General features: G+C 43.0%; 39 protein-coding genes. 3 read left to right on the top strand and 36 right to left on the bottom strand.

Annotation, left to right across the window (positions count from 1 at the left end; all coding sequences use genetic code 11):
• Positions 1-2: 2 nt before the first annotated feature.
• Entirely contained in the window at positions 3-461 is a 459-nt protein-coding gene (locus AC012T_RS21110; RefSeq protein ID WP_487066690.1) for a DUF29 domain-containing protein, read from the bottom strand.
• Positions 462-550: 89 nt separating this feature from the next.
• Positions 551-913 (bottom strand): helix-turn-helix domain-containing protein, encoded by a 363-nt coding sequence (locus tag AC012T_RS21115; RefSeq protein WP_438892622.1) that lies wholly within the window; start codon positions 911-913, stop codon positions 551-553.
• A gap of 374 nt (positions 914-1,287) precedes the next feature.
• Here AC012T_RS21115 and AC012T_RS21120 point away from each other — a divergent pair, with 374 nt between their 5' ends.
• Positions 1,288-1,734, top strand: coding sequence for a hypothetical protein (locus AC012T_RS21120; protein ID WP_487060669.1), 447 nt, complete (start codon positions 1,288-1,290; stop codon positions 1,732-1,734).
• A gap of 9 nt (positions 1,735-1,743) precedes the next feature.
• Here AC012T_RS21120 and prfA read toward each other — a convergent pair whose 3' ends face one another.
• From prfA to AC012T_RS21280, 32 genes are all read right to left on the bottom strand, one after another.
• Positions 1,744-2,838: a peptide chain release factor 1 gene (gene prfA / locus AC012T_RS21125; protein WP_487060670.1), complete on the bottom strand. Its 1,095-nt coding sequence runs from the start codon at positions 2,836-2,838 to the stop codon at positions 1,744-1,746.
• Between the two features lie 95 nt (positions 2,839-2,933).
• Complete coding sequence (rpmE, locus tag AC012T_RS21130; RefSeq protein ID WP_015215938.1) at positions 2,934-3,170, bottom strand: 50S ribosomal protein L31; 237 nt, start codon at positions 3,168-3,170, stop codon at positions 2,934-2,936.
• A gap of 119 nt (positions 3,171-3,289) precedes the next feature.
• Entirely contained in the window at positions 3,290-3,706 is a 417-nt protein-coding gene (gene rpsI / locus AC012T_RS21135; RefSeq protein ID WP_015215937.1) for a 30S ribosomal protein S9, read from the bottom strand.
• Positions 3,706-4,161 (bottom strand): 50S ribosomal protein L13, encoded by a 456-nt coding sequence (gene rplM, locus AC012T_RS21140; protein WP_438892625.1) that lies wholly within the window; start codon positions 4,159-4,161, stop codon positions 3,706-3,708. The genes rpsI and rplM overlap by 1 nt, the downstream gene beginning before the upstream one ends.
• A gap of 46 nt (positions 4,162-4,207) precedes the next feature.
• Entirely contained in the window at positions 4,208-5,035 is an 828-nt protein-coding gene (gene truA / locus AC012T_RS21145; protein ID WP_487060671.1) for a tRNA pseudouridine(38-40) synthase TruA, read from the bottom strand.
• 128 nt (positions 5,036-5,163) lie between these two features.
• Positions 5,164-5,514 carry a 50S ribosomal protein L17 gene (rplQ, locus tag AC012T_RS21150; protein ID WP_015215934.1) on the bottom strand — a complete coding sequence of 117 codons (351 nt, stop codon included), beginning with the start codon at positions 5,512-5,514 and terminating at the stop codon, positions 5,164-5,166.
• A gap of 32 nt (positions 5,515-5,546) precedes the next feature.
• Positions 5,547-6,491, bottom strand: a complete 945-nt coding sequence (locus AC012T_RS21155) for a DNA-directed RNA polymerase subunit alpha (protein WP_015215933.1) — start codon at positions 6,489-6,491, stop codon at positions 5,547-5,549.
• Positions 6,492-6,838: 347 nt separating this feature from the next.
• Positions 6,839-7,234: a 30S ribosomal protein S11 gene (rpsK, locus tag AC012T_RS21160; protein ID WP_015215932.1), complete on the bottom strand. Its 396-nt coding sequence runs from the start codon at positions 7,232-7,234 to the stop codon at positions 6,839-6,841.
• 54 nt (positions 7,235-7,288) lie between these two features.
• A complete protein-coding gene (gene rpsM, locus AC012T_RS21165; RefSeq protein ID WP_015215931.1) occupies positions 7,289-7,669 on the bottom strand; it encodes a 30S ribosomal protein S13 in 381 nt (126 codons plus the stop codon).
• A 111-nt stretch (positions 7,670-7,780) separates the two neighbouring features.
• Complete coding sequence (rpmJ, locus tag AC012T_RS21170) at positions 7,781-7,894, bottom strand: 50S ribosomal protein L36 (RefSeq protein WP_015129703.1); 114 nt, start codon at positions 7,892-7,894, stop codon at positions 7,781-7,783.
• Between the two features lie 115 nt (positions 7,895-8,009).
• Positions 8,010-8,234, bottom strand: coding sequence for a translation initiation factor IF-1 (gene infA / locus AC012T_RS21175; protein WP_006276978.1), 225 nt, complete (start codon positions 8,232-8,234; stop codon positions 8,010-8,012).
• Positions 8,235-8,428: 194 nt separating this feature from the next.
• Positions 8,429-8,983, bottom strand: coding sequence for an adenylate kinase (locus AC012T_RS21180; RefSeq protein ID WP_487060672.1), 555 nt, complete (start codon positions 8,981-8,983; stop codon positions 8,429-8,431).
• Entirely contained in the window at positions 8,983-10,296 is a 1,314-nt protein-coding gene (secY, locus tag AC012T_RS21185) for a preprotein translocase subunit SecY (RefSeq protein WP_015215929.1), read from the bottom strand. Before secY ends, AC012T_RS21180 begins: the two co-directional genes overlap by 1 nt.
• Before the next feature lie 71 nt (positions 10,297-10,367).
• Entirely contained in the window at positions 10,368-10,814 is a 447-nt protein-coding gene (gene rplO, locus AC012T_RS21190; RefSeq protein ID WP_487060673.1) for a 50S ribosomal protein L15, read from the bottom strand.
• A 49-nt stretch (positions 10,815-10,863) separates the two neighbouring features.
• Positions 10,864-11,388, bottom strand: a complete 525-nt coding sequence (gene rpsE, locus AC012T_RS21195) for a 30S ribosomal protein S5 (protein WP_015215927.1) — start codon at positions 11,386-11,388, stop codon at positions 10,864-10,866.
• A 93-nt stretch (positions 11,389-11,481) separates the two neighbouring features.
• Entirely contained in the window at positions 11,482-11,844 is a 363-nt protein-coding gene (rplR, locus tag AC012T_RS21200) for a 50S ribosomal protein L18 (RefSeq protein WP_323312342.1), read from the bottom strand.
• A gap of 2 nt (positions 11,845-11,846) precedes the next feature.
• Positions 11,847-12,395 carry a 50S ribosomal protein L6 gene (gene rplF, locus AC012T_RS21205; protein ID WP_487060674.1) on the bottom strand — a complete coding sequence of 183 codons (549 nt, stop codon included), beginning with the start codon at positions 12,393-12,395 and terminating at the stop codon, positions 11,847-11,849.
• Positions 12,396-12,490: 95 nt separating this feature from the next.
• Positions 12,491-12,892: a 30S ribosomal protein S8 gene (gene rpsH / locus AC012T_RS21210; RefSeq protein ID WP_015215924.1), complete on the bottom strand. Its 402-nt coding sequence runs from the start codon at positions 12,890-12,892 to the stop codon at positions 12,491-12,493.
• Positions 12,893-12,913: 21 nt separating this feature from the next.
• Positions 12,914-13,462, bottom strand: a complete 549-nt coding sequence (rplE, locus tag AC012T_RS21215; RefSeq protein ID WP_487060675.1) for a 50S ribosomal protein L5 — start codon at positions 13,460-13,462, stop codon at positions 12,914-12,916.
• Positions 13,463-13,590: 128 nt separating this feature from the next.
• The gene (gene rplX / locus AC012T_RS21220) at positions 13,591-13,938 is read right to left on the bottom strand and encodes a 50S ribosomal protein L24 (protein ID WP_323312345.1); all 348 of its coding nucleotides are present in this window, start codon (positions 13,936-13,938) and stop codon (positions 13,591-13,593) included.
• Positions 13,938-14,306, bottom strand: a complete 369-nt coding sequence (gene rplN / locus AC012T_RS21225; protein ID WP_015215921.1) for a 50S ribosomal protein L14 — start codon at positions 14,304-14,306, stop codon at positions 13,938-13,940. The genes rplX and rplN overlap by 1 nt, the downstream gene beginning before the upstream one ends.
• 42 nt (positions 14,307-14,348) lie before the next feature.
• Positions 14,349-14,600 carry a 30S ribosomal protein S17 gene (gene rpsQ, locus AC012T_RS21230; protein ID WP_015215920.1) on the bottom strand — a complete coding sequence of 84 codons (252 nt, stop codon included), beginning with the start codon at positions 14,598-14,600 and terminating at the stop codon, positions 14,349-14,351.
• Between the two features lie 6 nt (positions 14,601-14,606).
• Positions 14,607-14,834 carry a 50S ribosomal protein L29 gene (rpmC, locus tag AC012T_RS21235; protein ID WP_015215919.1) on the bottom strand — a complete coding sequence of 76 codons (228 nt, stop codon included), beginning with the start codon at positions 14,832-14,834 and terminating at the stop codon, positions 14,607-14,609.
• Positions 14,835-14,837: 3 nt separating this feature from the next.
• The gene (gene rplP / locus AC012T_RS21240; protein WP_323312347.1) at positions 14,838-15,263 is read right to left on the bottom strand and encodes a 50S ribosomal protein L16; all 426 of its coding nucleotides are present in this window, start codon (positions 15,261-15,263) and stop codon (positions 14,838-14,840) included.
• A 91-nt stretch (positions 15,264-15,354) separates the two neighbouring features.
• Positions 15,355-16,104, bottom strand: a complete 750-nt coding sequence (gene rpsC, locus AC012T_RS21245) for a 30S ribosomal protein S3 (protein WP_438892631.1) — start codon at positions 16,102-16,104, stop codon at positions 15,355-15,357.
• Between the two features lie 55 nt (positions 16,105-16,159).
• Positions 16,160-16,519, bottom strand: coding sequence for a 50S ribosomal protein L22 (gene rplV, locus AC012T_RS21250; RefSeq protein WP_015215916.1), 360 nt, complete (start codon positions 16,517-16,519; stop codon positions 16,160-16,162).
• A gap of 87 nt (positions 16,520-16,606) precedes the next feature.
• A complete protein-coding gene (gene rpsS, locus AC012T_RS21255) occupies positions 16,607-16,885 on the bottom strand; it encodes a 30S ribosomal protein S19 (RefSeq protein WP_200323506.1) in 279 nt (92 codons plus the stop codon).
• Positions 16,886-17,030: 145 nt separating this feature from the next.
• Complete coding sequence (rplB, locus tag AC012T_RS21260) at positions 17,031-17,894, bottom strand: 50S ribosomal protein L2 (RefSeq protein ID WP_487060676.1); 864 nt, start codon at positions 17,892-17,894, stop codon at positions 17,031-17,033.
• A 132-nt stretch (positions 17,895-18,026) separates the two neighbouring features.
• A complete protein-coding gene (locus AC012T_RS21265) occupies positions 18,027-18,341 on the bottom strand; it encodes a 50S ribosomal protein L23 (RefSeq protein WP_487060677.1) in 315 nt (104 codons plus the stop codon).
• Entirely contained in the window at positions 18,334-18,966 is a 633-nt protein-coding gene (gene rplD / locus AC012T_RS21270; protein WP_438892634.1) for a 50S ribosomal protein L4, read from the bottom strand. The genes AC012T_RS21265 and rplD overlap by 8 nt, the downstream gene beginning before the upstream one ends.
• A gap of 45 nt (positions 18,967-19,011) precedes the next feature.
• On the bottom strand, positions 19,012-19,650 hold the full coding sequence (rplC, locus tag AC012T_RS21275; protein WP_487060678.1) for a 50S ribosomal protein L3: 639 nt from the start codon (positions 19,648-19,650) through the stop codon (positions 19,012-19,014).
• 162 nt (positions 19,651-19,812) lie between these two features.
• Positions 19,813-19,947 carry a hypothetical protein gene (locus AC012T_RS21280; protein ID WP_487060679.1) on the bottom strand — a complete coding sequence of 45 codons (135 nt, stop codon included), beginning with the start codon at positions 19,945-19,947 and terminating at the stop codon, positions 19,813-19,815.
• Between the two features lie 588 nt (positions 19,948-20,535).
• Between AC012T_RS21280 and ndhN the strand changes: the two genes are divergently transcribed.
• Positions 20,536-21,012 (top strand): NAD(P)H-quinone oxidoreductase subunit N, encoded by a 477-nt coding sequence (gene ndhN / locus AC012T_RS21285; RefSeq protein WP_487060680.1) that lies wholly within the window; start codon positions 20,536-20,538, stop codon positions 21,010-21,012.
• Positions 21,013-21,047: 35 nt separating this feature from the next.
• On the opposite strand, the gene AC012T_RS21290 is transcribed toward ndhN, so the two are convergent.
• Entirely contained in the window at positions 21,048-21,506 is a 459-nt protein-coding gene (locus AC012T_RS21290; protein ID WP_487060681.1) for a hypothetical protein, read from the bottom strand.
• A 237-nt stretch (positions 21,507-21,743) separates the two neighbouring features.
• Here AC012T_RS21290 and AC012T_RS21295 point away from each other — a divergent pair, with 237 nt between their 5' ends.
• Positions 21,744-22,283, top strand: coding sequence for a DUF3172 domain-containing protein (locus AC012T_RS21295; RefSeq protein WP_487060682.1), 540 nt, complete (start codon positions 21,744-21,746; stop codon positions 22,281-22,283).
• Positions 22,284-22,350: 67 nt separating this feature from the next.
• Here AC012T_RS21295 and AC012T_RS21300 read toward each other — a convergent pair whose 3' ends face one another.
• Positions 22,351-23,091 carry an AMIN domain-containing protein gene (locus tag AC012T_RS21300; RefSeq protein ID WP_487060683.1) on the bottom strand — a complete coding sequence of 247 codons (741 nt, stop codon included), beginning with the start codon at positions 23,089-23,091 and terminating at the stop codon, positions 22,351-22,353.
• Between the last annotated feature and the right edge of the window lie 58 nt (positions 23,092-23,149).

The following is a 23,149-nucleotide window of genomic DNA, read 5'->3' on the forward strand; positions in this document are numbered from 1 at the left end:
AATCAACCTTCCCAATCCTGACGAGTATCACACAGAAAATTATCTGAAATGATATCATCGAATAAATAGGAACAATGCTCAGGAAAAGTTCTTAATGGTAAATTAGTTTCTCTTAAAGCCAAATCAACTCCTGCCTCAAAGCCATCTAACAAAGCCTCCTCTGTGCGAGACTTTAAGCTGGGATTCTGTCGCAAATGCCTGTGAATAGCGCGACGCTGTTCTCGAATCGTTAAAAACCAACTCCGAGAGCGTTGTTCAGGTTGATACTCCCACTTTAAAATATGACCAATTAATACACTAAGACGACTAACCAATTCCCGATACTCCTGTCGTCCCAAAGATTGAATTTCCTCTTGCAAGTGTTCCCAGTCTAGCTCCTGAACTAGCTTCTGTTCCAAAGCTGTAGCTTGTTGTTGTGTCCAAGCATAGAAATCTTGTTCATACAAAAAAGGTTTGTCCATATCCATAGAGTTAAATATTTACACTAAGGGATAGCACAGTTAATTAAAGGATATAGCAGTTAAATTAGTAACTAGTAAATTGAGTTAATTTAACCCGCTTTTGCTTCATCACTAGAAGCTTCAGCCACAGCAGCCAACCTATCCGCTGCCGCTTGCACAATTTGCGCCACTTGACTCAGAGGCATATGTTGAATTTGCCTCAAAATCAAAATCAAATCAGAGGTTTCTTGTATTGGCTTGCCTTCTAAGCAACTGAGTAATTCTTCCAGTGTGTAACCCGCCCTTGCTGCGATTTTCGCCAAATTCTCTGTATCTGGTACTTTTACGCCTTTTTCCCACATCTGAACAGAGGTAGCAGAAACACCCAAAAGCTTGCCAAAAGCTCGCTTACTCATTTCACCACGAGCTAATTTGATAATCTCAATCAGTTTTTCTCTGCTTTCAATATTCACTGCTTGTATAGGTAATTAGTCTGTTCTATTTAGGACTAAAGCTGCTGTTCACACTCAATGTCTGTTGTAGAGTGCGTCAGATGCCGAAAATCTGTTGATACTAACCAATTTATAAGTATGAAGCACCCTACTAATATGCTAGTTGCGTAAGTCCTACAATTGACAACTTTATTTTTAATACTACAACTTTTTTAGTTTTATATTGACATCTACCTCTTTTGGAATTAAACTATAACTAAAGTTTTTATATATTAACTATAAGAACCACAAGTATGGTAAATTATCTAAACTAGGTTGGACTCAAATAATATCGTTTATTGAGAAGAATTTAGCTACCAACTCAGAATTTCTGCAAATCCCATAATAGGTGCATCATGTCTCGCCATTCACGCGAAATTAATAAATATCGCCGCAAAGGTAAAAACCTTATTAGCTCTAATAAAATTAGACCACAACAGTGGGACATTTCGGAAGCAGAAGCCCAAAAAGCGCTACAAGCCAAAGGCTACAATGTAAAGCAGATCAAAAAAATCCACTGCCTCAAGCATCAGGTGTCTATTTCTTATTGGGATCATCAAGGTAATATTTGCAGCAGTTTTTTCAGCTATCGAATTTTTGCCCGTTGGCACAAAGAAGTAGAAAAGTTAATTGACAATTGCCAAAATCTCAAGGAATGGACGAGATTAAACCATGTCATGGGTTATGAGTTTGTCTATTACCATTATCTGAGTGCGGTTGAAGATGTACTCCATCAGTCATTAGAAAACCGCCTGTTAGTGTTAAATGTAACAGAAGAACAAGCGGTTTTTCTGGATATTTAATGTTGAAGATTAGCTGCCAGAGGTAGCTAATTCAGCTAAACGTTCTTGCTGGTCTTGAGAAATACAAGATTGGATTACTGTTTCTAAATCGCCTTCCAATACAGGATTAAGGGTAAAATTTTGACCTAATCGGTGGTCAGTAACCCGACTATCTTTATAATTGTAGGTACGAATTTTTTCGGAACGGGAACCTGTACCAACTTGCGATCGCCTCATAGAAGTGACAGCATCTTGTTGTTCCCGTAACTTGATCTCATAGAGTTTCGCCCGCAGAATTTGCATCGCCCGTTCTTTGTTTTGCAACTGGCTACGTTCTTCTGTACAGAAAATTCTGATTCCTGTCGGTTTGTGGAACAAGTCAGCGGCTGTTTCCACTTTGTTGACGTTTTGTCCACCAGCACCACCAGAACGAGCAGTACTCATTTCAATATCTTTCGGGTCAATATGAATTTCTACATCATCCACTTCTGGCATAATAGCGATCGTGGCTGTAGAAGTGTGAACTCTTCCCCCAGCTTCTGTTGCTGGGACACGTTGTACACGATGTACTCCTGCTTCAAACTTCAGCTTGCTATAAACGCTATCGCCTTGAATTTCCAGAATCACCTCTTTGAAGCCACCCATCTCACCTAGAGACTCGCTGACTAGCTTCACTTTCCAACTCTGAGTATCAGCATAACGGGAATACATCCGCAACAAATCACCAGCCCAGATACTCGCTTCATCTCCACCAGTCCCAGCGCGAATTTCCAACATGATGTTTTTATCATCATTGGGGTCACGGGGTAGCAGCAAAACCTTCAAGCGACTTTCTAGGTATTCTAGCTTTTCTACTAATTCACTAACTTCCAAAGCTGCCATTTCTTGCAACTCAGGATCATTATTTGCTTCTTTAAGTACTTGACGTGCGCCTGTCAAGTCTTCCTGCGCCGTCTTCCAAGTTTCATAAGTATTTACTACTTCTTCCAAGGAAGAACGAGACTTGGCAATTTTTTGATACTCATCAGGATTTTTAGTCGTATCAGGGTCGCCTAACCGACGTGTTAATTCATGAAAAGTTTGTTCAACAGATTTAAGTTTCTCCAGCAGGTATGATTCAGCCATGAGTACGATTCCTTACAATAACAAATTGGCCCAAGCATTAAATGACAATCGACCCAGCAGATGCAGGGTCGTCGTTAACAGCTACAGCCAATCCGCTACTTTGTAGTATCGCCAGTTTCTTGAGTACTGCTCATACCGTACTTGCGGAGGAAACGTTCAACTCGACCCTCAGCGTCAATCATCTTCTGAGTACCAGTGTAAAAAGGGTGATTTCCAGACCAAACATCTACGTGCAGTTCGGGTTTGGTTGAACCTATGGTCATAACAACTTGACCGTTGCAGTAGACTTTAGCGTCTGGATACCACTTGGGATGAATATCAGATTTAGCCATTGTTCCTTTTGTGGTGAATCTATATAAATTATAACTTTTAGCCTGGGCAGGCTGGTATAACTTCAGATTTTAGAATTTCTGAGTCAATCCAAAATCTAAAATCCAAAATCCAAAATTGATTACCGTTTGGAGTACTGAGGAGCTTTCCGCGCTTTGTGTAAACCGTATTTCTTCCGTTCTTTAGCTCGTGGGTCACGAGTTAGGTAGCCTTCGGTTTTCAAAGGTGGGCGATTATCTGGGTCTAGTTGGCACAAGGCACGGGCTACTCCCAAGCGAATGGAATCTGCTTGTCCTGTTAAGCCGCCACCTTCTGCTTTGACTAAAATGTCATATTCGCTTTCTAGTCCCAAGGTTTCTAAGGGCGCTTTGATAGCTCCTAGATAGTTGGCATTAAATTGGAAATACAATTCTCCATCTTTGCCATTGACAACAAACTTGCCTTCGCCTGGAACTAGACGTACCCGCGCTACTGCGGACTTACGGCGGCCTGTACCCCAATAAACGGCGCGACCGCTATTAGCTTCTGCTACTTGCATTAATTTTCTCCAGGAATTGTATTAATTACTAGTTCTTTGGGTTGTTGAGCAGCGTGGGGATGAGTAGGCCCAGCGTATACTTTCAATTTGGTGAATAATTGCTTACCCAAGCTATTTTTAGGCAGCATCCCTTTAACGGCGTGTTCTAAAATCCTTTCGGGTAGACGCTGTTGTAGCTTGGCAAAGGTTTCTGTTTTCATTCCACCGGGACGACCAGAATGGCGACGGTAGATTTTTTGGGTACGTTTTTTGCCTGTAACTGCCACTTTTTCGGCATTGATGACAACTACAAAATCACCTGTGTCCATGTGGGGGGTATATTCAGCTTTCTTTTTCCCTCTGAGGATCATGGCGATTTCGCTGGCCAGACGGCCAAGGCGTTTATCGGTGGCATCTACTACGTACCAGTCACGCTCAAGGGTTGCTTGAGGAGGAAGGTATGTTTTACTACTCATTGTTATTTGTCCTTTGTTTTTTGTTCTTAGTCAGTTGTGCTAATGACTAATGACTAAACACTAAATATGGCAGGGTGTCGTACCAAATTTCGCTGGGAAAGGGAAAATCGGGATAACCGACTCTCAACAAACATAAGCCCTGGGGAGGTGCGGCATATTTCACTTCTTGCCGGCGTTCTTCTTGCCAGATTTCTGTAAAATTATTCAGCGTCCTTTGTCCAGAACCTACTTCTACCAGCATCCCTACCAATAGGCGCACCATGCCATATAAAAATCCATTGGCTTGAATTTCAATATGGATAAATGGCCCACTACGATGACATTCGGCTACTTGTACTTCTACCCAGGAATGCGATCGCGCAGATCCTGCACGGTGAAAAGCAGCTAAATGATGTTTTCCCAGCAGAGGTTCAAGGGCAGCTTGAATTAAAGATTCATCCAAGGGAGCATAATAATAATGCCAACTGAAGGGGGTTACGAACAAGTTCGGTAGTGCTTCAGTATAGATGGTGTAGCGATATCGTCGAGATACTGCACTAAACCGAGCGTGCCAACTGTCACTTACACTGGCCGAAGCCCTGATTAATATATCCGGGGGCAGATAGCTGTTCAGAATTGTTGCCCATTTGTGAGCCGGAATTAAACCCGTGGCATCAAAATGAGCTACTTGAGCAGCTGCGTGAACTCCGGCATCGGTTCGCCCTGCGCCGTGGAGTGTCACATGATACCCCAGAACAGTAGCTATAGCTGTTTCTATCTCTTCCTGGACAGTTCGCTGCGCCTTTTGCCTTTGCCAGCCATGAAAGCGAGTGCCTAAGTACTGAATGACTAAGGATACTCTGTGGGTTGGGGTAGGCTGGCGGCTTTCTAACATACTGGTTTTTGTCAGTGGCAAGAGGCAAGAGGCAAGAGGCAAGAGGCAAGAGTTTTTAGATATTTAATTTATTTTTCCCTAATTCCCTATCCCCTATCTCCTATTCCCTTTCCCTATGACCAATGGTTTTAAACTAGTTCAATAATCGCCATTTCAGCATTATCGCCCCGACGGGGGATTGTATGCAGAATGCGAGTATAACCTCCTTGACGGTTAGCATACCGGGTGGGAGCTTGCTCAAACAAAGCATGAACCAGTGTTTTGTCGAAGATGTAGCCTAGGGCTTCCCGACGTGCTGACAAGGAGCCATTTTTAGCTAGGGTAATCATCTTATCTACTTCACTCCGCAGGACTTTAGCGCGGATTAAGGTGGTGGTAATTCGACCATGACGGATTAGCTCGGTGGTTAGCGATCGCAATAAAGCGCGGCGCTGGTCAGCTGGTTTACTGAGTTTTTTGACTCGACAACGGTGACGCATAATAAGGCACTATGAATTATTAAGGATTGTAGTTAGGTTTGCTTAGAACCTCTTTCTTGCGGTAAGGTAATGCCTAAACGTCGCTGTAAAGCTTCCACTACCTCTTCCGCTGACTTTTGACCAAAGTTTTTGATTTCTAGGAGGTCTTCTTGGGTGTAATCCAACAAATCTGCCACTGAGTTAACTTGCGCTCGTTTGAGACAGTTATAAGCCCGGACAGAAAGTTGCAACTCTTCAATAGGAATCTGAGCAGTTGGATCGTCTGGAATATCTGAACCTGTATCTGTTGGTTCCAGGGAGATATCTTTCAACGGGTTGAATAAATCTACCAAAATTCCGGCTGCTGAAGATAGAGCTTCTTGAGGAGAGAGGCTGCCATTTGTCCAAACTTCTAATAGCAATCGGTCTTTAAGCGATCCATCCCCACGAGCTTCTTCAACACTATAGTTGACTTTCCGCACTGGCATAAACACTGAATCAATTTGCAGAAAGTCCAACGATGTGGCTTCTTCCCGTCCTCGCTCTACAGTGCGATATCCTTTGCCTCTCTCAATCCGAAATTCCATTTCCAGTTTTCCACCATCTGCTAAGGTGGCTACATACTGGGTCGGATCAATTACTTCTACTTCACTGGGTAAATCAAAATGCGCCGCAGTAACTGTTACTGGACCGTTAACGAGTAACCGACCAATCTGAGGTTGGGAGGAATAGTTTTTGAGGATGACTTCCTTCATTTTCATAAGGATTTCCAGCACGTCTTCTCTTACGCCTGGAACTGTGGCAAACTCGTGACTAACTCCGGCAATACGTACTGCTGTAACTGCTGTACCTTCTAGATTAGAAAGTAAAACCCGCCGCAGCGCGTTGCCTACCGTTGTTCCTTGACCGCGCTCTAGAGGTTCCAGAACAAATTTACTGTAATGACTTCGACTTTCCTCAGTATTTGACTCTACACATTCAATTTGAAACTGCGCCACGGAGTAGCCTCCCTTTTTAAGGTGCTGCTAGAAGACAAATCAATTGCCTCTCGAATTTACTTTATTTCCTGACCTGTACTTGAGGTGTATCAAACTGCCAAGATTATTGAAATTTGGTAAAGTTTAGATGCCCCAATTTAAGTTGCAGGCGATGATAATCTTGTGGATTTTCAAAAGTTGAGCAGCCTTTCCTGTGGGAAGGGCTGACGTGCTTTATAGCCACGCAATGGGTCTAAAGTTGAGAAGCATCAAACTCTGCAAAGTTGATACTCTATACGCCCTAGAAGGCATTGCAGATGTTTTTTCTGAGCTTTAACTTCTAGCTTTCATCGCTCAACAGGTTTTATCTAAACGCGACGGCGCTTGGGAGGACGACAGCCATTGTGAGGAATTGGGGTAATATCCCGAATCAGGGTAATTTCTAGTCCTGCTCCTTGCAATGCTCGGATAGCAGTTTCTCTTCCCGCACCTGGCCCGCTGACCATGACTTCAATTTGGCGCATTCCTTGATCGATCGCTCGACGGCCTGCGCTTTCAGCGGCGGTTTGCGCTGCAAATGGTGTACCTTTTTTTGCCCCTTTAAATCCACTAGAACCAGCGCTTGCCCAGGAGATGACATCTCCATTTTGATCGGTAATTGTGACAATGCTATTGTTGAAAGTAGACTGAATGTAGGCCATACCATTAGGTACGTTCCGTTTCTGCTTTTTGCTCCCGGATTTTTTAGTTGGTTGTCTCGCCATATTTGTTTAGTGAATTTAAGGTGAATCTTGCTGTTATTAGCAAGCCAAAAAACTTTATTTGCCAGGGGCTTTTTTCTTACCAGCCACTGTCTGCCTTCTTCCACGTCGGGTTCTGGCATTAGTGCGAGTTCTTTGTCCTCTAACGGGTAAGCCCATGCGATGACGACGACCTCTGTAACTGCCAATATCAACTAAGCGTTTGATATTCATTGCCTCTAAGCGCCGCAAGTCACCTTCGACTTGATAGTTGCTTTCTATTTCGCCGCGTAGAGCTGCAACATCAGCATCACTTAAGTCTTTAACGCGGGTGTCTGGGTTCACACCGGTCGCCGCTAGGATTTCTTGCGACCTTGATAACCCAATTCCGTAAATATAAGTCAGACCAATCTCGACGCGCTTATCGCGTGGAAGGTCTACTCCGGAAATCCGTGCCACAATTAATCTCTCCCTCTTTTGTTCGTAATCGCAGTTGATAAAACGTGATTAATCGCGTCTTTTCGTTTCTATGGTGATATTATGCTGCACTAAGCTTTCTTAGTCAGAGATTTATCCTTGACGTTGCTTATGCTTTGGATTAACACAAATCACCATGACGCGACCACGGCGTTTAATCACGTTACACTTTTCACAAATTTTCTTGACTGAGGCTCTGACTTTCATGCCTTTTTACTTGACTCCAAATAGTAAATTATAGCATTTCTAGAGAAAATAATTCAGTTAAGTAAGTGGGTAATCCCCAAAAAAGCTGATTTATGGTAGGATTTTCTACATAGTTTTACTTTTTCCGTAGTCTATAGGTAATTCTACCTTTTGTCAGGTCATAAGGAGTCAATTCCACTTTGACGCGATCACCAGGTAAAATTTTGATGTAATTGCGGCGAATTTTGCCGGAAATGTGTGCTAGGACATTAAAACCGTTGTCCAAGTCAACACGAAACATTGCATTGGGCAATGATTCGGTGACTGTGCCTTCCATTTCAATCAAATCTTGTTTAGACAATTTGTTTTTTCCTCAACTCAACAATCTCATGTGAACCTGCCGCATATTCATCTGCACAAGAACACAGTTTGAGAAATATATCAACAGTTTATTAATATATCTTAGCTAAAATCGACGTACACCCTGGATCAAAACAGGGGAGTAGGAAAGCAAGAAAATCCTTGTTTTTACTCTCCCCTCCTAATTTTAGTGATCTAGGCAGCTATGACATTTTCTAATGCAGTGGTGACTTCTTCTGGGGATTGATTACCGTTAACTGTTAGGAGTTTTTGGCGATCGCTATAATAGTCAATTAAAGGCGCAGTTTCTTCTCGATACACTTCTAAACGACGACGAATTACTTCTTCGTTATCGTCTTTGCGTCCTCGTCCAAGTAAACGAGTAATCACAATTTCATCAGGTGCATCCAAGTTAACTACCTTTTCGCCAGCCTGGCCTATTTTTGCCAGTAATTCCTCCAAAAAAGCTGCTTGTGTTACTTTGCGGGGAAAGCCATCTAGAATCCAACCATTTTGGGCATCTGGTTGATGAAGACGTTCTTTGATCAGATCTTCCACGAGTTGATCAGGAACTAACTCTCCCCTATCCATGTAACTTTGTGCTTTTATGCCCAAAGGTGTTTGGTCTGTAATGGCTTGACGTAAAATGTCACCTGTAGAAATATGGGGAATATGCAAAAATTCAGCCAAGTTTTTAGCCTGAGTTCCCTTACCAGCTCCAGGTGGTCCCAAGAAGATTAATCGCGTCACTATTGTTTCACCATCCCTTCATAGCGCTGAGATATAACGTAAGTTTGGATTTGTTTGGCAGTATCAATTGCCACACCAACTAGAATTAACAATGATGTAGCACCCAATCCTTTAAAGGTTGGCACTTTCAAAGCACTTTCTACAGCGGTGGGAATAATCGCCACCAAGCCTAAAAAGATCGCTCCCAAAAAAGTCAGTCGGTTAGCGACACGCTCGATATACTCGCTTGTAGCCTTTCCTGGACGAATACCAGGAATACTAGAACCCATTTTCTTCAAGTTTTGCGCTACATCTACTGGGTTAAGAATCAGCGAAGAATAAAAGTAACTGAAGAAAACAATGGAAGTTAGGTAAACTAGAGCGTATACCCAAGGTGCAGAACCGCTAGGACTCAGGTAAGTGTTAACAATATTGGCTAAGTCTGGGTTTTTGGTGAAATTGGCGATTAAAAGTGGCAAACTCAAAATAGCAGCCGCAAAAATAATCGGCATGACACCACCGGAATTTAAACGCAGGGGTAAATAACTGCGCTGTTCCGCTAAAACTCTTCTACCTACTTGACGACGAGCCGAAATAATAGGTATACGACGTAGACCTTCCTGCACAAAGACAATACCCACAATTGTCAGCAGGAATACTAATACTAAAACGATAACGCGACCAACGATTTCTCGTCCGCCAACTTGCACCAAGTCGATAGTATCGCCCAAAGATTTGGGTAGGGAAGCAACAATGTTGACAAAAATCAACAATGATGCACCATTACCAATGCCTCGTTCGGTAATCAGTTCTGATGCCCACATCACAAACATAGAACCTGCTGTGAGTGCGATCGCTGTTTCCGCTACAAATATGGGTCCTGGGTTTAAGGCAAATTGTTGGAGGAATAATGCCGAAAAAGCCACACTTTGTATAATTGCCCAACCGACAGTTACATAGCGGGTAATTTGAGATATTTTCCGCCTACCTGCCTCACCTTCATTTTTCTGTAAATTTTCTAAAGAAGGAATTGCTGCGGTGAGCAATTGGATGATAATGGACGCATTAATAAAGGGTAAAATCCCTAAGGCAAAGATACCTAAAGTAGACAATCCCCGCCCAGAAAATATATCCAATAAACCAAATACGGAATTATTGCCCGAAATGGCCTCAGCAAACCTAACTCTATTAATTCCTGGTATGGGCAAAAAGATTCCCAGGCGAACCAAAATTAAAATACCGACAGTGACAAGCAGCCTACCTCTTAGTCCAGCTGCTTGCGCCATCTGCATAAAAGTTTCTTGAGCCGTTGGGGCTTTGTCTCGACTGATCATAGAGTGCTACCTTTAGAATGAACCAGGCGCTGGAAGCGAATTGGCTGGCATAGAAGTGGGCTGGTTATGACTCAGTTTAAAACTTCACAACTCCCACCAGCGGCCTCAATTTTGCTACGAGCTTGCCCTGTGAAAGCTGCTGCTTGCACCTTGAGCGGAATGCTCAATTCCCCATTCCCCAAAATTTTCAATGGGCCTTTAGAAGCAGTCAGAATACCAGCTTCTTTTAAAGAAGCTAAAGTTACTTCTGTATTAGCAGGGAGGGATGCCAGCTTCTCTACATTAATCGTAGTGTAAATTTTACGATTAACAATTGGAAAGCCTTTTAGCTTAGGTAAGCGGCGGTACAATGGCTGTTGACCACCTTCAAAACCAGGTCTAGTACCGCTACCAGAGCGAGACTTTTGACCCCGCATCCCCAGACCAGCACTTGCGCCTTGACCAGCAGAAATACCTCTACCTACGCGCTTACGGCGTTTTTTTGAGCCTTTTTGAGGCTTAACATCGTTGAGTCTCATGTTATGATTAGTAGTTTTTTACACTAATACTTAGTAAAAATCTCCTCTACTAGATGTAGAGGCTCTCAATAGGAATACCCCTGTCTTCAGCAACTTCAGCAAATGTACGCAGTGTTGATAGGGCATTAACTGCGGCTCTAGCATTGTTGAGAGGATTGTTGGAGCCAAGTTGTTTGGCGAGAACATTACGAACTCCTGCCAACTCTAATACAGTTCTGACTGCACCACCTGCAATTACCCCAGTACCCGGTGCTGCTGGTCGCATCATCACCTTTGCTCCGCCACCTATACCATCAATGGGATGGGGGATAGAATTGGATTTGGTAATTGGGATGTCAATTAGATGCTTTTTGCCATCGGCGACACCTTTTTTAACAGCGCCAATGACATCAGAGGCTTTACCTACTCCCACGCCGACTTGACCGCGCTCGTTACCAACTACCACAATCGCCCGGAAGCTAAGTTTTTTACCACCTTTAACAACTTTACTAACACGACGGATTTGAATTACCCGCTCTTGCCAGTTAGTTTCTTCTTTTTTTGCTCGGTTTGTTTTACGACGACCCGTTGCCATAATCAATGCCTCTGTTAGTCATTAGTCATTAGTCATTAGTCATTAGCCATTTGCTCTTATACAAGGGACAAAGGACAAATGACAAAAGACCATTTAGAAGTCTAAACCTGCTTCGCGTGCTGCTTCAGCTAGTGCTTTGATGCGACCATGATAGAGGTTGCCACCGCGATCGAAGACGACTTTGGTGATGCCTTTTTCTAGCGATCGCACTGCGATTAACTTACCAACTTGCGCTGATGCGTTACAGTTTGCCCCAGAAGCTAAACTAGATTTCAATTCCGGTTCTACTGTTGATGCTGCCACCAAAGTTTGATGCTGAGTATCATCAATCACTTGAACATAAATATGTTCATTAGATCGAAAGACAGCTAGTCTCGGACGTTCTGGTGAACCACTAACTTTGCCACGGACGCGTCGATGACGACGCTGTTTTGATTCTCTACGAGTAAGTTTCATGTTTACTTCTTACCACTCTTACCAGTCTTACCAGCTTTCCGTCTCACCACTTCACCGGCATAGCGAATGCCTTTACCTTTGTAGGGTTCTGGTGGACGAACGCCACGGACTTTAGCTGCTGTGTTACCTACAATTTCTTTGTCATAGCCACTGACTATGACATTAGTAGTACCTTCCACTGCAAACTGAATGCCTTCTGGTGGCTCAATTTGTACCTGATGGCTGTAACCCATATTCAAAACTAGGTTACGTCCTTGAACTTGGGCCCGGTAGCCCACACCTTGAATTTCCAAACGACGTTGAAAACCAAGGGATACTCCCTCAACCATGTTGGCGACTAGGGTACGGCTTAAACCGTGTAGTTGCCTAGATGTACGGGTTTCATCCCGACGTGTTACTAGTAATGTTTCCCCTTCTTGGGAGACGATGACATTAGCGGGTAGAACGCGAGAAAGTTCGCCTTTTGGTCCTTTCACGACTACTTTAGTGCCATCAATCGCCACTTGTACTTTGGCGGGAACAGTAATTGGACGTTTACCAATACGAGACATGACTTAATTTTGTCCTTTGATCAGATACGAGTTATTAACAATAACTCCTCAAAATTCTGATAGCACAGCGTGGCGTAGGCCATACTCTTACTTTCTTACCAAACGTAGCAAAGTACTTCACCACCCAAGTTCTGACGACGTGCTTCACGGTCGGTCATAATCCCACTGGATGTAGAAATTACGGCGATCCCGATCCCGCCTAGTACCCTTGGTAATTCTTTGCGATTGGAGTAAACACGCAAACCTGGTTTACTTACTCGTTTCAATGCAGTGATTAGAGGCTGACGGTTTTTACCCTTATATTTCAGGGCAATCACCAGATTTTGTTGTACCCCTTCACCTGATTCTGAAAATTCAGCAATAAAACCTTCGTCCCGTAGCACTTTGGCAATATTGCGAGTCATTTTCGTAGCTGGCACTTGTGTAGTTTGATGCCTTGCCAGATTAGCATTGCGGATGCGCGTCAGCATATCTGCAATTGTGTCGTTAGCCGCCATCGTTCCCTCTGTCTTATGAACTTATTGATCGCGAAAGGGCATTCCCATTTCTTTAAGTAAGGCACGTCCCTCTTCGTCATTTTTGGCTGTGGTGATGATAGAAATATCAAGACCACGGATTTGATCGATGCTGTCGTACTCGACTTCTGGAAAAATTAGTTGTTCTCTGACACCTAGAGTGTAGTTACCCCGTCCGTCAAAGCTTTTGGGGCTAATACCACGAAAGTCGCGAATTCTAGGCAGTGAGAGACTAACAAGTCGATCTAAAAAGGCATACATCCGTTCGCCTCTCAGAGTCACCATAATGCCAACGGGCATACCTTGACGAATTTTGAAGCCAGCGATCGCCTTTTTTGCCCTTGTTACCACTGGTTTTTGACCAGTGATCAGTGCAATTTCGTTTAAAGAAGCTTCTAATGACTTAGCATTTTGGGCAGCTTCTCCCAAACCTCGGTTAATAGTTATTTTTACTACCTTCGGTACTTGATGTACGTTGGTGTATTGAAACTGATTAATGAGTTTGGGAACAATTGTCTCTTGGTATAAGTTTTTGAGTCTGGTTGTCGCCATATTTTTTGTCCTTATTATCCCTGGTCTTGGTCAGGGAATTGGAGATTTTGGATTTTAGATTTTGGATTTTGAATTAAAAAAAAACTTCTAAATCTATATCAAATCTAAAATCTAACCCTTATTACAGGTTATTTATCAAGTATTTCACCTGTTTTCTTGAGCATTCTCACTTTCTTGCCCTCAGAGGTGAAAGTGTAGCAAACGCGACTAGCAACGTTTTGCTTAGTGGAATAGAGCATCACGTTAGAGCTATGAATGGGAAATTCCTGGGTGATAATCTGCCCGGATTCTCCTTCTTGCTGAGGTTTAACGTGCTTAGTTTTAATATTCACACCTTTGACAAGGACTTTGCTCAGTTGGGGTAGTGCTTTGATCACCTCACCAACTTTACCTTTGTCTTTACCAGCGATCACCTGTACAGTGTCCCCGGTTTTGACGTGCATTTTATGAAATACTTTGGGTTGTGGCTTTGCCATTACAGCACCTCCGGAGCCAAAGAAACGATTTTGGTAAAGTTTTTGTCGCGTAATTCCCGTGCTACTGGGCCAAAAACCCGTGTACCTCTTGGATTACCATCTTTGTTGATGATTACAGCAGCATTATCGTCAAAACGAATACACATACCGCTATCGCGATTTATAGCTTTACGAGTACGCACAATTACAGCTTCCACAACATCAGACTTTTTGACAGCCATGTTGGGTGTTGACTCTTTAACAACAGCGATAATTTTATCGCCCACGCCACCGTAACGGCGATTACCTGCACCTAATACGCGGATGCACATTAGTTTTTTGGCACCGCTATTATCTGCGACATTCAGATAAGTCTGGGGTTGAATCACAATTGGTCTCCCTTGTGAAGTTGTTAGTTTTATAACAACTATTTAAGTTGTAGCTTTGGTATTGAGGACTTCTGTGACCTGCCAGCGCTTGGTTTTACTCAGGGGTCTAGTTTCCTGAATGCGAACGCGATCGCCCACTTTACAATGATTATCTTCATCGTGAACCTTATAGCGCTGGGTTCTAACTACGATTTTGCCGTACTTGGGGTGAGGAGCGCGGTTCTCTACGGCTACTACGACAGTTTTTTGCATTTTATCGCTCACTACCAAGCCAACTCGTTCTTTGACTGCCATAATCTCTTACTTTTCTTGCTGGGACGATTGACTTATGGCCCGTTTGCGTTCTCCCTCTACTGTCAACAGTTGGGCTAGGCGATGGCGGGCGTGTCTGAACTGGTGAGGTTTTTCTAGTTGTCTAGTAGCTTTTTGCAAGCGCAACTGAAATAGTTGTCTTTTAGTAGAGAGAACTTCCTCAGCCAGTTTCTCGTCACTTAATTCTCTAGCTTCTGAAATTTTGGGAAGAGGCATAACCTACTCCTGCTCCTGTGGTTGAGAGCGAACAATAAACTTAGTTTTGATTGGCAACTTATATGCAGCCAATCGCATAGCTTCACGAGCTATTTCTTCGGTAACACCAGCGATTTCAAATAAAATCCGTCCTGGTTTGACTACGGCTACCCAAAACTCTGGGTTACCTTTACCAGAACCCATCCGGGTTTCAGCAGGACGCATGGTGACAGGTTTATCTGGAAAAATCCGAATCCAGATTTTGCCACCCCGGCGGATATAACGAGTCATTGCTCGACGAGAAGCTTCAATTTGCCGAGAGGTTATCCAAGCAGGTTCTTGAGCCTGGAGGGCGAAATCCCCAAAGTTGAGAGTACTACCACGGGTAGCCAGCCCCTCCATGCGTCCGCGTTGTTGTTTGCGGAATTTAGTTCTTCTAGGACTTAACATGACTTACTAATTGGTAACTGGTAATCAGTAATCGGTAATTGGTAATTGGTAATTAGTTTTGTATTTCCTACTACCTATCACCCATGACCTCTTACCCTTCATTTGATCTGTCTTCAAATTGCTGGCGACGACGTTGTTGTTGACGGCGACGGGGTTCGCGTGTTGTGGGCGCGGCTGGGGTTTCTTCCTGTCCAGGAATAATTTCTCCCTTAAATACCCAAACTTTGATCCCCAAAATGCCGTAAATCGTTTGCGCTGTGCAGTAAGAATAGTCAATGTCAGCCCGTAGTGTATGTAGAGGTACTCTACCTTCACGTGTCCACTCTGTCCGGGCAATTTCTGCACCGTTGAGCCGACCACCAACTTGAACCTTAATACCTTGAACACCTGCTCTTTGAGCGCGTTGAATAGCTTGGCGAACTACCCGACGGAAGGAAACACGGCGTTCTAATTGTTGAGCGATATATTCGGCTATCAAGTAGGCATCGGCATCAACTCTTTGAACTTCAACTACGTTAATGCGAATTTGACGGTTGCTACCCAATAGGTCTTGGAGTCCGGTACGCAGTGATTCAATACCTTGTCCACCCCGACCTACTACCACACCTGGTCTGGCTGTCCGTACCTCTAGGTCGATTTGATCAGCTTTGCGCTCAATGCGTACTTCGGAAATGCCGGCATTGTTTTGAGCGTATCTACCCAGTTTTTGTTCTATGTATTTCCGAAGTTTGTGGTCTTCTTGTAATAGTTCTGGATAACGGTCAGGAACGGCAAACCACCGGGATTGATGTTCTTGAGTAATACCCAGACGAAAACCGACTGGATGAATTTTCTGTCCCACAAATGCTTCCTCTAAAATTTCTTACTGTACGCAATTAGTTGTGTCTTTCTTTTGCTTATTTGCCTGTGGTACCAGCACCAACAGCGACAGTTATATGACACGTTGGCTTGCGAATTTGGTAAGCTCGACCCTGCGCTCTGGGTTGGAACCGTTTCAGAACTGGGCCTTGATCGGCGTATGCCTGAGTGATTACTAGTTCTGCCCGATCTAAACCTTCGTTATGTTCAGCATTTGCAGCGGCACTTCTTAGCACCTTTAATACTGGTTCACAAGCTCGATAGGGCATGAATTCTAGGATAATCAGGGCTTCTCGATATGAACGCCCCCGAATTTGATCGAGTACACGACGCACTTTAAAGGGAGAAATGCGTATAAACCGGGCGATCGCTTTAACTTCTGTAGTATCAGTTGCCATAATTTTCTCCATCTTTGTCATTTGTCAGTTGTTAGTTGTCAGTTGTCAGTTGTTAATGACTAATGACTACTGACTCATGACTACTGGCTATCTCCCTGATTTTTTGTCACTTTTTCCATGACCCCTGTAGGTACGTGTGGGGGCAAATTCTCCCAATTTGTGACCTACCATTTGCTCATTGACAAATACGGGAACGTGCTGTCTACCGTTATGAACAGCTATGGTATGACCTACCATCATGGGCAAAATTGTCGATGCTCTCGACCAAGTTTTAATGACTTGCTTTTCGTTTTTAGCGTTCAGCTTTTCAATTTTGCTGAGTAAGTGATCCGCAACGAAAGGACCTTTTTTTAGAGAACGACCCATAGTTCGATTTTTGATTTTGAATTTTTGATTTTGGATTTAGAATTTCGGATTTTGGATAATTAAGTTTCTCATTAGGTTTCCCCAATTTCAGAAGGATGCCTACAAGTAGAGCTAATCTAAAATCCAAAATTTAAAATCTAAAATTCTAGGACTGGCGACCACCACGACCGCGTTTAGAAGATTTCCGACGGCGACGTACAATTAGCTTGCTACTTGCTTTTTTACGTTTCCGTGTCTTTGCACCTAGAGTAGGTTTACCCCAAGGTGTTACAGGACCGGCTCTACCAATGGGCGCTCTACCTTCACCACCACCATGTGGGTGGTCAACCGGGTTCATGACGCTACCTCTAACCTTTGGACGGCGACCCTTCCAACGATTACGTCCTGCTTTACCAGCACTCAGGTTTCTTGCATCGGTGTTGCCTACTTTACCAATGGTGGCATAGCAGTCACGACGAATTAGGCGAACTTCACCGGAAGGCAACTTGAGAGTTACATAATTACCTTCTTTTGCTACAACTTGCGCTTCTGCACCAGCAGCACGAACGATTTGACCGCCTTTACCTGGGGTCATTTCAACGTTGTGAACACTAGTACCCAAGGGAATTTTGAATAGAGGTAAGGCATTACCATCTTCAAAGGGAGCATCAATACCAGCAATAATTGTTGTTCCAACTTTTAATCCATTGGGATGCAGAATATAACGCTTTTCGCCATCTTCATATAGCAACAGGGCTATTCGCGCATTCCGGTTAGGATCGTATTCAATTGCTGTGACTGTAGCGGGAATATCCCGTTTATCTCGCTTAAAGTCAATAATCCGATAAAGTTGTTTGTGGCCGCCTCCCCGACGACGGCTGGTTATCCGCCCTTGATTATTCCGACCTTTGGGACGGTGTACTGATTCAGTTAATGATTTTTCTGGCTCAGTTTTAGTAATTTCCGCGAAGTCAGAAACTATAACTTGGCGAGTACTAGGGGTATAAGGGCGATAAGAACGAGTACCCATAAGTAATTTTGGATTTCGGATTTTCGATTTTTGATTCAGAATTTGTTTGATTTCGATTTTCGATTTTTAATTGTTTTTTGGCAATTTATTGACTAGCCCAATTTAAAATCTAAAATCTAAAACCTAAAATTCTTAAACTTCTGGGAATAGAACTTGTCTAATTTTCTCTACATCCCCAGATGCAATGGTGACAACAGCTCTTTTGTATTGAGGTCTGTAACCGATAAATTTACCAACGCGGCGCTGTTTGCGTGGTGGCAATGCGGTGTTAACTTTAACAACCTTGACTTGAAATAAGTCTTCGATTGCCGCTTTAATTTCTGGCTTGCTCGATTTTGGAGTTACTTCAAAAGTGTATTTGTTTTGCTCCATCATGATGGTCGCCTTTTCGGTGAGAATTGGACGACGTACTAAGTCGGCAAGGTTACGGGGGTCAAAGTTAGGCACTGTAGACCTCCTGAATTTTTTCTAAAGCTGCTGATGTTAAGATAATTTTGTCAGCGTGCAGTAAATCGTAAACATTTAGTTGGTCAGCAGCAATTAGCTTTAAATTCTCTATATTGCGGGCTGACAAAAGTACGTTTTCTGCTATCTCAGACAAAATCAACAATGACTTTTGTTCTGGTAATGCTCCCCAACGAGCTAATGCTGCTACCAATTCTTTGGTTTTGGGGCGTTGTAGTTCGTTGCTAAATTCTTCTACAACTATCAAATCTTCGGCGCGACTTACGAAGGCAGTCCGCAGTGCCAAACGCCGTTCTTTACGGTTCAGTTTCAGGTTGAAATCTCTGGGTTTAGGTCCAAAGATTACACCACCACCACGCCATAGGGGTGAACGAATAGAACCTGCACGAGCGCGACCTGTGCCTTTCTGTCTCCAAGGTTTGCGACCACCACCTCTGACTTCAGAACGAGTTTTGGTGCTGGCAGTTCCTTGGCGAGAATTGGTCATTTGTCTGACCAATGCGCGGTGTACTATATGAGCCGCTGTTTCTGCTTTGGCAACTCGCAAGTCAAAGGTTGTTTCCCCAACTTGCTCTCCTTGCCAATTTTTTACTACACTCTCAACCATCTTTGTGTCCTTTGTCAGTTGTCAGTTGTCAACTCACAACTAAAACTATTTATTACCAACTTTATTTGTAGGTACAACATTCACTAAGGCTCCTGGTTTACCAGGAATAGCACCTTTGATGAGAATTAAGTTGCGTTCTGCATCTACTCGCACTACGGTTAGTTTGCGAATTGTGACACGAGTGCCGCCTAAACGCCCTGCCATCCGTTTACCGGGATAAACACGACCAGGAGTTGTACCAGCACCGATGGAACCTGGCGCTCTGTGGTTTTTGGAACCATGGGACATGGGACCGCGACCGAAGTTATTACGCTTCTGGTTGCCTGCAAAACCGCGACCGATACTTGTACCGATCACATCTACAATTTGACCTGCACTAAAAATATCTGCTTTAAGTTCTTGACCTAAAGCATAATCGCCGGAGGCATCAGTGCGATACTCGTTCAAGTGCCGCAATGCTGGGGCGGATGATTTAGCTAGGTGGCCTAGCAGTGGTCTATTTAACGCCTTGGGTTTCACTTCGCCATAACCAACTTGAATGGCAGCGTAACCGTCGGTCTGTTTCGTTTTAACTTGCGTGACAGTGCATGGCCCGGCTTGAATGACGGTTACAGGAATAGCTCTTCCTGCATCGTCAAATATTTGGGTCATGCCCAGCTTGGTGCCGAGAATACCTACAGACACAGTAACTGGTTCTCCTTTCTAGTTGCTGACCTTAAAATCGGATTTGCTTGAGACAAGATTCGTAAACGTCGTTTTTTTTAGGAGGAAGTTAGCCTCCACAATTTGCACTGTCTAAGCGCCAGTCCAAGTTTTTTTGACGCAATAAATTGTGTCTCTACTGTTTTAGTGAATAGGTTTATATTCACTCACTTGTTCTCCAGAACAGCCATAATTACTTTCCCAATGGGAAGGCATTACTTCTGGAATCAATGCAAGACGTGATGGCTTTGCGCTTTGTGCAGCAATGCTTTCGTCCAAGCAATTGCTCTGGCACTCTCCGTTTGTAGTAGGACTTAAGCGGGTTTTTCCACTCAGTATCCGTTTCCTCAGACTTAATATAATGCCATAAAACCAACATTATTGCTCAGGTTCTACTTCTTTAAATACCTTAAACTATTGTTTGAGGATTTGCCTTGTTTTAGGGGCTGCGGGAGTGAAAGTGGTCTGGAGCTTTGATTTGGCTTTGGTTTTTTAGCCGATCGCTCCTAAGTTTGACCTCAAAGCTTTTTTAGTTTAGCAGTCTCTTATGCATTTACACTAGATTATTCTCTGGGAAATCAAAGTCATCAAATTTTGATGCTTATACTAGTCTAAAAGTGCTAAATAGAAAAACTATCTAATTTTACTGTTTGGTCACAATCTAATAATATAAATCATTGATTTATTTTTGTCCAGCAATCTACAGGTAGATTTTCTTTGAGGGATGAATAAAGGCGAGAAAGTAAAAACTTGTCTACCCTTGATGACCAAATTTTGCTGAATGCTGAATTATGTGACTTAATCTAACTTAATCTACCATCAAAGGGTCAATAATAGAGATATCTGAGTGGGATAAGACGAAAATCTATGGCACTAATTACCACTGGCAACGGTTTAATGCGCGATTTGGAGAAATTTGGCGCTCTGGGTGTGTATGTTCCTTTGGAAGGGGGCTATGAAGGTCGGTATCGCCGTCGATTGCGGGCAGCTGGCTATATGAACCTTCACATTACTGCGAGGGGACTAGGGGATGTTGCGGCTTATTTGACGAGAGTTCATGGAGTTAGACCTCCCCATCTAGGTAAAAAAAGCACTGGTAGTGGTGCAGCTGTGGGTGAGGTTTATTATTTACCGCCAATGATTAGCTATCAGTTAGAACAGCTTCCACCTAAATCTAAGGGTCTATTGCTGTGGATTATTGAGGGACATATTCTTTCTAATCAGGAAGTGGAGTATTTAGCTAATTTGCCTAAGTTGGAACCACGGGTTAAGGTGGTGATTGAACGGGGTGGCGATCGCTATTTCCGTTGGACACCTCTGGAAAAAACTCTGTTAGCTAGTTAATCACTAGGGGCGGGGCAACCCCGCCCGTCCATGCTTCAAAAGCTGATAGTGTAAATTAAGTCAAATTCTCGATAGATAGCCAAACGGCAAGAGTGAGTAGGGTTTTCTATCACTTCGTAATCTAAACCACCTGTAATCTGTGTTACTGGTCGCCTCAACGGTTTTTCAAACTGATACCACTCACGGTTACTCCATTCAAATATGGTTGCGTCTAGGGAATTTTGTAATTCGGATGCTAAAAGTAAAAGTTCTAATTTATCTTGACGACTACCAGTGATAAAGCATCTAAGGGAAACTGACTGGGTAATTAAAGGTCTGGGTTCGTTTGCTGCTATGGTGTTGCATTCTCCCAGTTCAATATCATAAGGCTCTAAATGCAGATTTTCTAGTTGCTGCCAAGACTGTTCTATCTCATTGAGGCGGTTGTCTAGATAAGGTAGTAGTCCTAGTTTGGCATCAGTTAAAAGTTGACGAATATTAGAAGGCTGGGTCATTACTGAATTTTTCTCCACTATGCAGTCAGATTATCGTTTTGTTGACTAGGTGGGAGATAAACTTTGGAAAACTTTGTTTCTGGAACCATTAATTTGGGCGGGCAAAATACTCACTCGACAAGAGTTATCAGAATTAGATTGTAAAAAGGAGACTATTTATCTTAAAAATCGTCATACTGAATGAGGTAGAGAAAAATCCACTCTCTGCCAATTTTGAGTGAAGGTGAACAAGCAAAAATGAGACGTAAATCTACTGGTAGATCAGCTACTACTTCTAAACCCCCTGCTTTCCAATCCCCTTTATTTAACTTCACTACTATTGCAATTTTGGGAGGGGTGTTGATTTTGGGAATTGGTATTGGGATTGCTTTTAGTTCTACAAGCACGTTGAGTCCATCTAATGTGGCTTCTCGTGAGTTTATTGATACTAAAGCACCAAACCCTGAAATTTGTGTGCAGTATGGAGCCAGTGCGATGGTGATGGATGCCAGATTATTTGTAACTCTTAATCCCTTTAATGTCTATGTAGCCCAGCCGAATATACGTCCTGGATGCGTGATCCGCCAAAATAACTGGGCAATTTTAGAAAATAAAAAACTCGTATCATCAGATCAGGTAAGGGAATGTAAAAATCGCCTCAATACTTTTGGCTTTACAGGTAGCTTAGACAGTGAAAAGCCTGATATTAGGTGTATATACCAAAATGAATCTGCTCAAAATTTCTTCTTATCTCAACCAGGGGCAGTTGGCCAACCTCAGGATACAGAAAGATTTTAGTTTTAGTTTTTGGGGAATGGGTGGCTATGTTTCCCATTCCCCATTACCCAGTGCAATCATGAATCTATTATTTTTGTATAGGAAGTGGTTGACCAAACTCAATTATGGGAATATTGGGAACTTGATCTAAATAGTTTTCTGGATTAGGAATATTGGGTAAAGAATTAGGGACTGTAATGATGTTGTTATTCTCGGAAGAATTAGCTGGGAGAATAATTAAGTTGGATTGGCGAGAATTGGGGGGCGGTACAATTACAAAGGGTTGCTGGTTTAGGGGTAAGTTGGTAGATGGTGGTGGGAGAGTGTTTAAAGGGGGAGGAGATAGCTGATTAGTTGGGAAAAGTGGAAAGGGTGATTGTGAAGAAGTGCTATTATGAAGGATAGTGGGGCTTAATACCCAGCGAGTGGGGTTTTTTGGGGAATTAGACTGAAGTTTTACTTGGTTGGTATCGACAAAACTTCCTGGTTCTAAATCTATGACTATGCGTGTGATATTAGGGCTGAATTGGGAAACGCGAATTTTTTGAATTTTTCCACCAGTATAGTTTTTTTGGTTGTCAACATTGCCTAATTGGGTATTAGGCAAATCTACTACTAAACGCGGGGGTTGAGGAAGATAGAAATACTCAGGTGTTGTGGCTGATGAAAGTATGATTTCTAGTTGCTGTGTTTTGGGGTTCAATTGCCATTTATTTAGTTTGGCTAGTGATGCAGCGAGGCTAATGCCAGTATTTAGGATAGTTGCTGCGGATAGGCTAAATAAGCTAATTCTGAAAAGATATGATGGAGTTCTGAGTTGATTTTTCATGTTTTAGTGGCTATTTAACTTGGTATTTGATCTGTTTGGGGTAAAGCGGTAAATTTTA

This window comes from Anabaena sp. EIM26 (genome assembly GCF_057568715.1).